Here is a 12,026-nt window from a genome sequence, read left to right as displayed (position 1 = left end):
GGCGGGCGACCACGGAACCGCAACCGCCCGCCGCCCGCCCCTCAGGCGGCGTCGGCGCGCGCGTTCCGCCGAGCGACCTCGCCCAGCCAGCCGAGACTCGGCTTCGGCGTGCGCTGGAAGGTCTCCCGGTCGACCTCGACGAGACCGAACGTCGGCTCCCAGTGGCCCCACTCGTAGTTGTCGAGGAGGCTCCAGTGGAGGTAGCCGCGCACGTCGATCCCCTCGGCGATCGTCTGCCCCAGGTGGCCCAGCGCCTCGTCCGTGTAGGCGATGCGCCGGCTGTCGTCGTGGGTGGCGATGCCGTTCTCGGTGACGACGATGGGGACGCCGCCCGTGACCTCCGCGGTGTGCCGGACCGCGATCCCCAGCGCGTCCGGACGGTAGGCCGTCCCGACCAGGGTGTTGTCCGGATGGGCGGGATGCGGCTCGATGCCGTCGGCGTTCACCCACTGCGCCGAGTACGACTGCACGCCGACGAAGTCGTCGCCGCGCGAACCCTCGAGGTACAGGTCCTCCCAGATGTACTCGAGCTCGCGGCGCTTCTCCTCCCCGCCGGGGCGGGTCTCGAAGGCGCGGTTGGCGACGGTCCAGCCGACCTTGGCGCCCGTGCGCTCGCGCACGATGTCACGAACCGCGTGATGGGCCTCGACGAAGATCCGCCCGATCTCAGGCTTCGGCGCGGGAAGGGCCGGCCGTGGGCCGTCCGTGTCCACGGTCGGGCTCTGCCAGCCTTCCCCCTCCTGCTGCGCCTGCTGCATCAGGGCGGCCATCCCGGTCATCATCGCCAGCATGTTCGGTTCGTTCATGGTGGCGACCCATTCCACCCCGTCGAGGATGCTCGTCACGGTCTCAACGTAGGAGCGGAAGCGATCGATCGCACCCGGCGCCGTCCATCCCCCCTGCTCGGCGAACCAGCGGGGGTTGGTGAAGTGGTGGAGGGTCACGAACGGCGTCAGGCTGAAGTCGTTCGCCGTGTCGATCATGCGGCGATAGTGCGCCAGCTCAGCCCGGGAGATGAGGCCGGGCTCCGGCTCGATGCGCGCCCACTCGATCCCGAACCGGTAGCTGTTGAGGCCGGCCTCGGCGAGTAGCTGCATGTCTTCGCGGTAGCGGTGGTAGCTGTCGCAGGCGTCGCCGCTGCGCTCCATGCCGGGGACGCGTCCCTCGTTGGCCCAGAAGTCGCTGTTCAGGTTGTTGCCCTCGATCTGGTGCGGGGCGGTGGATGCTCCCCAGAGGAAGCCGTCGGGGAAGGTGTTCATCGGGTCAGGTCTGCTTTCTGCCGGTCGGCGGCGGTGAGGGTCGGCATGGTGTGAAGAACGGTGGCGACGAACGCGTCGTCGGCGGCGAGTTCGGGTGAAAGGGCGGCCAGCAGCTCCCGAGGGTCGACGTCCGGATGCTCCTGAAGCATCCAGGCCGCGATGGCTGCGGCGCACCCGGCGGCGGGACGCCCGGCGGCGCCTTCGGCCAGCGCTACGGGCACGACGCGCAAGCGCAGCTTGATGCGGGAGCCTTCCGCGATCTGCGCGAGGCGGTGCACGATCCGCGGGTTCGCGAAGCGTTCGGCCAGAGCGCGTCGGTACTCCGTCGTCTCGACGTCTCCGAGGTTCGCGGCGGCTTCGTCCCACAGCTGCTCGACCTGGCCGCGGCACGCGGGATCCGCGAACGCCTCGGCGACCGTCTCGTACCCGCGCAGGCGACCGGCGGAGGCGAGGAGCGTGTGTGCGCCGTTCAGCATCCACAGCTTGCGCGCCTCCCACGGCGTGATGTCGTCGACGAAGCGTGCGCCTGCTGCCTCCCACTGGGGGCGTCCGGACGGGAAGTCGCCGGAGAGCACCCAGTCGCCGAACGGCTCCGTGACGACCGGGGCTGCGTCGGACCATCCTGTCGCTGCAGCGACGAGGTCTCGGTCGGCCGGGTCGAGGCGCGGGGTGATCCGATCCACCGACGTGGAGACGAAGGATGCCCCGCTGGGCAACCATTCGGCGAGGGCCGCATCCACCTCGGTTGCCAGTCGTGTGAGCGCGCGGCGCACCAGCGGCCCGTTCTCGGGCAGGTTGTCGCACGGGACGATCGCGACGGCGGGTGCACCCTGCAGTCGCCGGGCGTTCAGGCCGAGCAGCAGGCGGCCGAGCACGGTCCGGGGAGAGGACGGAGCGGTCGACGGGTCGTCGAGCGCCTTGCGGAGGAGCAGGATGTCGGAGGCGGTGTCCGGGTCGCTCCCGTCGAGCTCGCCCAGCGCATCCACCCGGTACCCGGCCTCGGTGACCGTCAGCGTGATGACCGCGACCTCAGGCGAGGACACAGCCTCGAGGAAGCCCGCGAGGTCGTCGCCGGCGGACGCTTTCACGATGCTGCCGACGAGCTCGAACCGGTCCTCGAGCGGCCCGCGCTCGACCAGCGTGTAGACGCATCCCTGGGCCTCGAGCACCTCTGCCGCGTCCGGTCGCCGTCCGGTGAAGGCGGCGATCCCCCAGGCGTCGGCGTCCGCAGCGTGCGCGGTGTACCAGGCCTGGTGCGCGCGGTGGAACGCGCCGAGGCCCAGGTGCACGATGCGCACGGGAGGGACGGGCGAGGGATGCGGCAGCGCGTCGCGCGACAGGCGCGGGACGGTCGGATGCGCGGTCACAGCTTGAACACCCGCTTGGGCAACGGGCCGACCAGGTCGTCCGCGATGCGCTCGGCGGCGTCGAGCGCGATCCGGCCCTCTGCCACGTACCGGGCCAAGAATCCGGCATCCGCGCGACGGGCGGTGTCATGCCGCGCGGGGATCGAGAGGAAGGCGCGGGTGTCGTCGATGAACCCGGACCCCCGCGAGAATCCGGCCGTCTCGGTCACCGCGGACCGGAACCGGGCGATCGCGTCCGGCGCATCCAGGAACCACCAGGGGGCGCCGATGTGGACGCTGCGGTAGAAGCCGGCGAGCGGCGCCAGCTCACGGGAGTACACCGTCTCATCCACCGCGAACAGCACCAGGTGGAAGCCGTCACTGTTGCCGAACCGCTGCAGCAGCGGTCGGAGGCCGTGCACGAAGTCGGTGCGGGCGGGGATGTCGTGGCCGGTGTCCGGGCCGAACGCCTCGAACGTCGGCGCGTGATGGTTGCGGACGACGCCCGCGTGGACCGTCATGACGAGGCCGTCCTCGACACTCATGCGCGCCATCTGGAAGAGCATGTGACCGCGGAAGACACGGCGCCCACGTTCGTCTGCGGTACCGGATCGCACGGCGGCGAACAGCCGCTCCGCCTCGCCGGCGTCCAGGTCGACGGTCAGCGGCTCTTCGACGCCGTGATCGGCGGAGACCGCGCCGTGCTCGATGAAGTACTGACGGCGCTCCTCGAGCGCGGCGAGGTATCCGGCGAAGGTGCCCGGCCGCCCGGCCGCGGCGAGCAGCCGGTCGACCGCATCCCGGAAGCCGATGGTATCCGGGTCGAGATACCGGTCGGGCCGGAAGGTGGGCAGCACCCGGCCGCCGAGTCCCGACGCGCGGACCGCGTCGTGGAGCCGAAGGTCGTCGAGGGGGTCGTCGGTGGTCGCCAGCACCTCGATTCCGAACCGCTCGAAGAGGGCGCGCGGCCGGAAAGCCGGTTCCGCCAGGCGTGCGGCGATCGCGTCGTACACCCGGTCGGCGCTGGATGGCGTGAGCGGCTCCTCGATACCGAGAACGGTGTCCAGCTCCTCCTCCAGCCAGTAGCCGCTGGCGGTTCCGGCGAACAGGTGCCAGTGCTCGGCGAGCAGACGCCAGACGGCGCGCGGATCGGCGGGCGCGCCGACGCCGAGGCCGGGCAGGTCGACGCCGGAGGCGTGCAGCAGACGGGTGACGTAGTGGTCGTGAGTGACCAGGAGCTCCGCCGGGTCGCGGAACGCACGATCTGCAGCAAGCCACTGCACGGGCACGTGGCCGTGGGGCGAGACGATCGGCGCCTCGGCGACCCGCAGGTAGAGGTCGCGGGCGATCGCCCGCGTCGTCGGATCTACGGGCAGGAGGCGGTCGGGGTCGCGGCGTCGCGGCTGGAGCATGTCCCCATTCCACCGGTCGCGACTCCTTTTGTCAACCGGTTGCCGAAACGTCGAACAGGCGCGAGCGGATCCTCGGGCAGCAGGCCTCCTTTCGGGGGAGACGCCCCCCCGTTCGCGGTCGGCCCGATAGACTGTGCCAATCGGTTGCCTAATTCGGCAACGGCGTCGCGAAAGGAAGTCGGATGGCCGAAGCGGAGCCCGCTGCACCGGCACGCGTGAACGTCCGGCGACCTCCTGCCACCATCTACGACGTCGCCAAAGCGACCGGGGTGAGCCCCTCGACGGTGTCTCGCGCGCTCAACAAGCCCGGGCGGCTGAAGGCTGCAACCGAGCAGCGCATCCGGGATGCGGCCCAGGAGCTCGGCTATCGCATCAACCCGATGGCGCGGGCGCTCCCGACCGGCAAGACCGGGACGCTCGCGCTGCTCGTCTCGGACATCACGAACCCGGTGTACTTCGACCTGGTGCGCGGCGCCGAGCGGGTGGCGACGGCAAACGGCCTCACTCTGATCTTCGCGGAGTCGCAGGAGTCGCCCGAACTCGAGTTCGCCACCGCTCAACGCCTCCAGACCTCCGTCGACGGGCTGTTCCTCGTCGCCTCCCGCCTCGACGACGAACGCATCGTCGAACTCGCAGCGGTGAAGCCGCTCGTCCTCGCGAACCGTCTCGTGCCGGGCATCCCCACCGTGGTCCCCGACCCGCGCCCGGGGATCACCGCCGCCCTGGAGCAGTTGCGTGAGCGCGGACACCGACGCGTCGCCTACCTCGCGGGCCCGGAGGCCTCATGGATGAGCGAGGTGCGGTGGCGCACGCTATTCGCCTTCGCCGTCGAGCGCGAGCTGTCGATCGTCGAGATCGCCTCCGTCGCGCCGACCCGTGAGGGTGGAGCGGAGGCGCTCCCGCGCGTGCTCGCCGCGGATGTCAGCGCCGTCTTCGCCTACAACGACCTGCTGGCACTCGGCCTCCTCCGGGCGGCACGCGACCGGGGCCTCGAGGTTCCCGAGCGTCTCAGCGTCATCGGGTTCGATGACATCTTCGGAGCGGACCTGCCGACGCCCGCGCTGAGCACGATCAAGAGTCCGCTGCGGGAGGTCGGTGCGGAAGGCGTCCGGCGGCTGCTCGAGGAGATCGAGGGTGCCGTCGAGGGCGAGCCGCCCACCCTCCCGACGACGTACATCAGCCGCGAATCCGTCGCAGACCTCCTCTGACACCTCACCGGGCGCTCGACGGCGTACCGTTGCCAGAGTGCAAGGATCCCATGTGCCACCGGCGGCAGGTTCGGGTCACAAGACCGTGCCGAAGGCCGGAGTGCCCGCCCGGCCCGGCCATCCGCCCCGGATGCTGGCGGGAGCCGCGCTCGCCGCTCTCGGCGTCGTCTTCGGCGACATCGGCACCAGCCCGCTCTATGCGCTGAAGACCGTCTTCCTGCTGGATGGCGGGGCGGTGCGGGCCGAGCAGGACGATGTCTTCGGGGTGATCTCGCTGATGTTCTGGAGCGTCACGATCATCGTGTCGATCAAGTACCTGGGCATCCTGATGCGCGCCGATAACGACGGCGAAGGCGGTGTCATGGCGCTGGCGGCGCTCGCCCAGCGCCTGTACGCGAACAAAGCGGGCAAGGCCGGGGTGCTCCTCGTCATCGGGATCGTCGGCGTCGCGCTCTTCTACGGCGACTCGATCATCACGCCCGCGATCAGCGTCCTCTCCGCCGTCGAGGGCCTCCACGTCACCGTTCCGGCGATCTCGCACCTCGTCATCCCGATCGCCGTGGTCATCCTCGTCATCCTCTTCGCCGCTCAGCGGTTCGGGACCGGCAAGGTCGGCGTGCTCTTCGGCCCGGTCATGGTGCTCTGGTTCGCGGTGCTCGGCGTCGCCGGCGCCGCCATGGTCATCCAGTACCCCGCGGTGCTGCTCGGACTCTCGCCCACCTACGCGATCGTCTTCATCGTCGCGCACCCCGCGATCTCGTTCATCGCACTCGGAGCGGTCGTGCTGGTCATCACCGGCGCCGAAGCGCTCTACGCCGACATGGGTCACTTCGGGCGCTCGCCCATCCGCCGCGCCTGGTTCGTCCTCGTCCTCCCGGCCCTGACGCTCAACTACCTCGGCCAGGCGGCGCTCATCCTGCAGCACCCGGCTGCCAAAGCGAACCCGTTCTTCCTGCTGATCCCGGAGTGGGGGCGGCTGCCGGTCGTCATCCTGGCGACCGCGGCGACCGTCATCGCCAGCCAGGCGGTCATCTCGGGCGCCTTCTCGTTGTCACGCCAGGCGGTGTCGCTCGGCCTGCTGCCTCCCCTGACAATCCGGCAGACGTCCAAGCACGAGGGCGGCCAGATCTTCCTGCCGGCGATCAACGCCCTGCTGTTCATCGGAGTGATCGCCATCATGCTGGCCTTCGGCTCCTCCGAACGACTCTCGACCGCCTACGGGATCTCGGTCACGGGAGCGCTCGTCGTCGACACCCTGCTCCTCCTGCTCGTCTCCCGGCCGCTGTGGCACTGGGCGCCCTGGAAGATCGTGCTCGCGGCCGTCGCGTTCGGCGGTCTGGAGCTGGCGTTCCTCGCCGGCAACCTTTCCAAGGTGATCAACGGCGGGTGGGTGCCCCTGCTGATCGCCGCCGCGGTCATCCTTCTCATGACCACCTGGCGCCGCGGCCGTCAGCTTGTGCAGGCGGACCGCATCAGGAAGGAGGGATCGCTCGAGGAGTTCATCGAGGAGGTCCGAAAGGCGAACCTCCCACGCGTCCCCGGCATCGCCGTCTTCCCGCACCCCAACAAGGACACCACCCCGCTGGCGCTCCGGGCCAACGTCAAGCACAATCACGTGCTCCACGAGCACGTCGTGATCGTGTCGGTGAGCACTGCGCAGGTGCCGCACGTGCCCCCGAGCGAGGCGTTCACCTACGACGACCTCGGCTATGCCGACGACGGGATCGAGCACCTGAGCATCCGGTTCGGGTTCTCGGACAAGCCGGACATCCCCCGCGCGCTCCGTGCCGCCTGCCGAGCCGGCGTGCTGCCGATCGACCCGGCGGGGTTCACCCACGCCTCGTACTTCATCTCCCGTGGTGCCATCCGCACGACGAGGACGAAGGGGATGGTGCCCTGGCGCCGGTCGCTCTTCGTCGCACTCGCCCACAACGCAGCCGATCCGGCAGCCCGGTTCGGGCTGCCGGCGCTGCGGACGGTCACGATGGGGAGCGACGTCGAGATCTGACCGAGCTCACTCGGGGAGGACGATGACCTTTCCCGTGACACGGCCCGCGCCGGCCTCCGCATGGAGGGCGGGAAGGTCGGTGAGCGGGATGCGGCGGGTGACCTCGACGGTGAGCTCGCCGTCGTCGACGAGGGAGACCAGGCTGCTGAGGCGGTCGCGGTTCGGCTGCACGAAGACGGTCACGGCGCCCACTCCACGCCCTTCATCGCTCGGTGTCGCCATGAACGCGGTGGTGCTGACCACGGCTCCGCCATCACGGACCAGCGCGACGTACGCCGCGAACTGCTCGGGATCGATCGGCGCGAGGTTGAGCAGCACGTCGACGGGCTCATGGACTGCGCTGAGCAGGTCCGTGTCGGTGTGGTCGATGATCTCGTCGGCACCCGCCGCGCGCACCGCCTCTACGCTGCGCGGGCTCGCGGTCGCCACGACGTGCACACCGGACCGCTTTGCGAGCTGGATGGCGTACTTGCCCACGACCCCGCCGGCACCGACGATGAGCACGCGCTGCCCCGCCTCGAGGCGACCGTCGTCGAAGAGCGCCTGCCACGCGGTCAGGGCAACGGACGGCAGGGCTGCGGCATCGGCCAGCGGGATGCTCGTCGGAGCCGGCACCACCGCATCCGCCGCGGCGATCACGTACTCGGCCGCGCCGCCATCCCGCTCCATCGGGAGGAAGCCGATCACGGCATCGCCCACCGAGACGCCGTCGACACCCTCACCGACGGCGTCGATGGTGCCCGAGACGTCGTAGCCCGGAACGTGGGGCAGCGCGACCGGGATCGGCAGGAACCCGGCCCGCATCCCGGCATCTGCCGCATTGAACGCCGACGCCGCGACACGCAGCCGGACCTGCCCCGCTGCCGGCACAGGCCGCTCGACGTCCTCATACCGGAGCACTTCGGGGCCGCCCACCTCGTGGAATCGCACTGCCTTCATCATCTTTTCCTCTCGTCATTTGCTTCAAGTTCGAAGCAGTAAGGCGACGCTAGCATTACTTCGAACTTGAAGCAACCAGTAGGATGGGGACATGACGGAAACCCCCGCATCCCTGACGCCCACGCAGCTCAGGGCGTACTTCGCCTTCACCGAGGTGAGCAGCCTGCTCAAGCACGCCGTCGAGAAGCAGCTCCGCGATGCCGGGGGCCTCAGCTACGTCCAGTTCGAGCTCCTGGCACGCCTCGGGGATGCTCCCGGCGCGCGGGCGCGCATGACGGATCTCGCCGACGGCGTGGTGTACAGCCGGAGCGGGCTGACCTACCAGGCGCAGCTGCTGGAACAGCGCGGCCTCGTCACGCGCACGCCCTCACCCGACGACGAGCGCAGCACGGTTCTCACGCTCACCGACGCCGGCCGGTCCGTGCTCGCGGATGTGTTCCCCGGCCACATCGAGGCCCTGCACCAGCTGCTGTTCGCGACACTCTCCGCCGATGACGTCGACGATCTGGCCCGCATCCTCGGCCAGGCCGCCGACCACCTCCGCGCGAGCCCGCCGCGCTCGGCCGCGCCCCGCAGGCGGAAGGCGTCGTGAAGACTCCCCTGCGAACCATCACGGTGCCCGGCATCGGCGGTTCTGACGAACGGCACTGGCAGACGATCTGGGAACGGGAATCGACCGACATGCTCCGATTCGCCCCGCAGTCCTGGGATGAGCCGGATTTCGACGAGTGGTCGGGCGCTCTAGACCGCGCCGTCGGAACCGACCCCGTCGTCGTGGTGGCGCACAGCCTCGGCTGCCTCCTCGCCGTGCGGTGGGCCCACGCGAATCCGGATCGTGTGGCCGGACTCTTCCTGGTGGCTGCTCCCGACCCGGACGGCCCGAACTTCCCCCGACAAGGAACGTCGTTCGCGCGCGAACTGCAGGTGCGGCCACCGAGCCCGGGGGTCATCATCGCCAGCGAAGACGATCCCTACTGCACTCCGGAAAGATCCGCCGCCCTGGCGGCTTCGTGGGGTCTCCCGAGAATCTCCGTCGGAGAACACGGTCATCTGAACTCGGCCAGCGGACTCGGCTCCTGGTCCGAAGGCCGGAATCTGCTGACGGCGTTCGTGGCGGGCCTTCGCCGCGCGCATTGACGACGGCCGCCTCTTGCGTGGGAGGGCGCGAACCGACAAAGTGTGCCTGTGGTGCAGAGAATCCGTCCGGGCGCGCTGCTTGCGGCATCGGCGTTGGCGATGTCCGTCGGCCTCCTGCTCGCAGGATGCACCGGAACGACCTCGCCGCAGGTGCCTGGGCCCACTGTGAAGGCGGTCGCCGGGGGGACCCGTCCGGCTGCACCGACTCCGCCTGCCAGGACGGGGACGCCATACGCCGACGAGTTCCAATATCTCCCTCCGGCAGGAACCGTGATGGGCACAGGAAGGCTCGCCGACGTCGACGGCCACGCCACCGGTGACGTCACCGTCAGCGTCGCATCCGACCTGCGCTTCCAGGTCTCGATCACGGGATTCGCCACGGACGCCGGCCCGGGGTTGACCGCCGCGCTCAGCGTGGACCGGTTCGGCCCGACGGCGGGCCTGCCGACTGTGCCAGCGCAGGATGATCCGGTGGGCATCCTGCAGACCACCAGCGGCGACCAGCTGCTGCCCTTCGACTCCAGTGGTCGACGCGACCGCGGCAACCTGTCGTACTTCCACAGTGTGGAACTCGTGAGCGACGGCACCGTCTATGCCGCCGCCCCGATCACCTGGACGATTCCCGACTTCTATCCGGGGCTCACCCTGAAGGACTCCGGTCCGCGCCCGTTCGCGCGCGGCACGGTGATCTCCTACGAAGGTCAGCCAGCCGGCTACACGGTCTGGGGCAACGACAACTCCCAGGCCGTCGCCGCTCGATTCGGGATCACCCTGGATCAGCTGTTCTACCTCAACCCGCAGCTGCGGCGCGGCGACACGACCCTGCTTCGCGACACCCGCCTCAACCTCAGCGTCGCCTACCGCTGAGGGCGCATCCGATGTACGTGATCGACCTGTAGCGGCTCACCTTCACGCGGAGACCCCTGCAGGAGCTTCATCGCCGAGGGACGGGTTCTGGAGTGCCTTTCGGCATGCACCACCGGCCCCTAGCCTGAGGGTCGGGGCCGCCCTGGCCCGACTGAACCCCCGGAGAGGGGTGTCATCATGACTGACCGTCGAACGCTCCTGGCAGCGACCGCCGCCAGCGCGGGACTCGCGGTGCTGGGCACCGCAGGCGTCGCCGCCCACAACGACCCTGGGTACGGCTACGGGCCGCCCGGAGGCGCGCAGTCCGCGCTGGATCAGCTCGCGATCATCACCCGGATCAACTCCTACGGGTTCGACTACGACGCGGGCCGGATCGTCGCGTGGGCGACGTCGATGTTCACCGCCGACGTCGTGCTGAACAAGGAGCTGGCGGGCAACCCGATCGGGCAGCCGATCGTGGGCCGGGACGCGCTCATCGCGTACTCCACCCCGACAGCCGCCGCCTGGAAGAAGGCCGGCATCCAGCGGCGACACAGCGTGGCTAGCGTGCGGGTGCTCTCCCTGGCCCGGTCGAGTGCCACCGCCGACTGCTACATGGTGATCACCTCCACGCCGCCCACCCTCCAGACCGAGCTCGCAACGAGCGGGTTCTACCGATTCAACCTGGTGAAGCAGCGCGGCGCCTGGCTGATCAAGTCCTACATCCTGGGTCTGGATGGCATCCCGGGCAGCCCTCCGGGTACGGTCCGCAACCCGAACGAACTGTACGACGCCTGACGCGAGTCAGTGATACCGCCGCTGCGCGGGTTGCTTCACCGTCGTCAGTATCCGGTGATGACATTCGGCCTGAGTGAGGCCGAAGCGGAAGAGCGCATCCACCACCGCACCGACTTCGTTCTTTCCGTGGTGGTCGCTGACAGGACAGCGGGCGCGGAAGTGCATCAGGCTGCGGCTTCCTCGCGGGACTCGGCGAGGCCCTGCGCGAGCGGGGTCGTCGGGCGCCCGATCAGCTCTGCGAGGGTGCTGCGGGCGTCGGCGAGTTCGCCGTCGCGGATGTTGCCGTCGAGCGCCACGACGAAGCCGGCCGTACCCTCATCCAGTCCCGCCTCGGTGAGGATGCGCGTGTGCTCCTCCGGGGTGACCGACCGGTAGTGGACGTCGCGGCCGGCCAGTTCGCCGACGGTGGTGGCCAACTGGTCGAAGGTCCAGGCCGTGTCGCCGCTGAGCTCGTACACCGCGCCCTCGTGACCGGGGGTCATCAGGACGACCGCGGCCGCCTCGGCGTAATCCTTGCGGGACGCGCTGGCCACGCGCCCGTGACCGGCGCTGCCGACGATCTCGCCGGTCACAGCCGCCTGGTCGATCAGGTCGGTGTAGTTCTCGGTGTACCAGTTGTTGCGGAGGACGGTGACCGGCACGGACGAGGCGGCCAGGATCTCCTCGGTCGCCTTGTGCTCCGGCGCGAGCACGAGCGCTCCGTCGGTCGCGTGTGGTGCGCTCGTGTAGACGAGCCGGCCGACGCCGGCGGCCTCCGCGGCCTCGATCGCGTTGCGATGCTGCTGCACCCGCTTGCCGACCTCGGAGCCGGACACGAGCAGCACGGCGTCCGCACCGGCGAAGGCCGCCGTGAGCGTCTCGGGCTTCTCGAAGTCGATGACGACGGTCTCGACGCCCAGCGCGGCGAGCGGCGCCAGCCGTTCGGCGGAGCGGCCGGCGGCTCGGATGTCGGATGCGGCGACGCCGCGGGCGAGCAGGGAGTCGACGGTGAGGCGGCCGAGGTGGCCGGTGGCGCCGGTGACGACGATGGTCATGATGGGTTCCTTTCGATCGGACATGAACGGGAACCCGAC

11 protein-coding genes are annotated in these 12,026 nt (G+C 70.0%); 6 read left to right on the top strand and 5 right to left on the bottom strand.

The window, feature by feature from the left end:
* Positions 1–41 precede the first annotated feature (41 nt).
* The 3 genes from AB4Z18_RS14805 to uxaC are packed head-to-tail and all read right to left on the bottom strand — an operon-like array spanning position 42 to position 4,017.
* Complete coding sequence (locus AB4Z18_RS14805) at positions 42–1,259, bottom strand: glycoside hydrolase family 1 protein (RefSeq protein WP_441783498.1); 1,218 nt, start codon at positions 1,257–1,259, stop codon at positions 42–44.
* A complete protein-coding gene (locus tag AB4Z18_RS14800; RefSeq protein ID WP_441783497.1) occupies positions 1,256–2,626 on the bottom strand; it encodes a mannitol dehydrogenase family protein in 1,371 nt (456 codons plus the stop codon). Before AB4Z18_RS14800 ends, AB4Z18_RS14805 begins: the two co-directional genes overlap by 4 nt.
* Positions 2,623–4,017, bottom strand: a complete 1,395-nt coding sequence (uxaC, locus tag AB4Z18_RS14795; protein ID WP_441783496.1) for a glucuronate isomerase — start codon at positions 4,015–4,017, stop codon at positions 2,623–2,625. The genes AB4Z18_RS14800 and uxaC overlap by 4 nt, the downstream gene beginning before the upstream one ends.
* Positions 4,018–4,199: 182 nt before the next feature.
* Here uxaC and AB4Z18_RS14790 point away from each other — a divergent pair, with 182 nt between their 5' ends.
* The gene (locus AB4Z18_RS14790; protein WP_441783495.1) at positions 4,200–5,225 is read left to right on the top strand and encodes a LacI family DNA-binding transcriptional regulator; all 1,026 of its coding nucleotides are present in this window, start codon (positions 4,200–4,202) and stop codon (positions 5,223–5,225) included.
* Between the two features lie 52 nt (positions 5,226–5,277).
* The gene (locus AB4Z18_RS14785) at positions 5,278–7,233 is read left to right on the top strand and encodes a potassium transporter Kup (protein ID WP_441783494.1); all 1,956 of its coding nucleotides are present in this window, start codon (positions 5,278–5,280) and stop codon (positions 7,231–7,233) included.
* Positions 7,234–7,239: 6 nt separating this feature from the next.
* Here the strand turns inward: AB4Z18_RS14785 and AB4Z18_RS14780 are convergent, their stop codons facing one another.
* Positions 7,240–8,172 carry an NADP-dependent oxidoreductase gene (locus AB4Z18_RS14780; protein ID WP_441783493.1) on the bottom strand — a complete coding sequence of 311 codons (933 nt, stop codon included), beginning with the start codon at positions 8,170–8,172 and terminating at the stop codon, positions 7,240–7,242.
* A gap of 91 nt (positions 8,173–8,263) precedes the next feature.
* On the opposite strand from AB4Z18_RS14780, the gene AB4Z18_RS14775 reads away from it, so the two are divergent.
* From AB4Z18_RS14775 to AB4Z18_RS14760, 4 genes are all read left to right on the top strand, one after another.
* Complete coding sequence (locus AB4Z18_RS14775; RefSeq protein WP_441783492.1) at positions 8,264–8,764, top strand: MarR family winged helix-turn-helix transcriptional regulator; 501 nt, start codon at positions 8,264–8,266, stop codon at positions 8,762–8,764.
* Positions 8,761–9,309: an RBBP9/YdeN family alpha/beta hydrolase gene (locus tag AB4Z18_RS14770; protein ID WP_441783491.1), complete on the top strand. Its 549-nt coding sequence runs from the start codon at positions 8,761–8,763 to the stop codon at positions 9,307–9,309. Before AB4Z18_RS14775 ends, AB4Z18_RS14770 begins: the two co-directional genes overlap by 4 nt.
* Before the next feature lie 273 nt (positions 9,310–9,582).
* Positions 9,583–10,176: a hypothetical protein gene (locus AB4Z18_RS14765; RefSeq protein ID WP_441783490.1), complete on the top strand. Its 594-nt coding sequence runs from the start codon at positions 9,583–9,585 to the stop codon at positions 10,174–10,176.
* Positions 10,177–10,353: 177 nt separating this feature from the next.
* A complete protein-coding gene (locus tag AB4Z18_RS14760) occupies positions 10,354–10,953 on the top strand; it encodes a nuclear transport factor 2 family protein (RefSeq protein ID WP_441783489.1) in 600 nt (199 codons plus the stop codon).
* A gap of 164 nt (positions 10,954–11,117) precedes the next feature.
* Here the strand turns inward: AB4Z18_RS14760 and AB4Z18_RS14755 are convergent, their stop codons facing one another.
* Entirely contained in the window at positions 11,118–11,987 is an 870-nt protein-coding gene (locus AB4Z18_RS14755; RefSeq protein WP_441783488.1) for an SDR family oxidoreductase, read from the bottom strand.
* Between the last annotated feature and the right edge of the window lie 39 nt (positions 11,988–12,026).

The organism is Leifsonia sp. 2TAF2 (genome assembly GCF_052115085.1).
Taxonomy (GTDB): Bacteria; Actinomycetota; Actinomycetes; order Actinomycetales; family Microbacteriaceae; genus Leifsonia.
The sequence above is the reverse complement of the archived record's forward strand: the minus strand, read 5'-3'. Positions and strand labels throughout refer to the sequence as shown.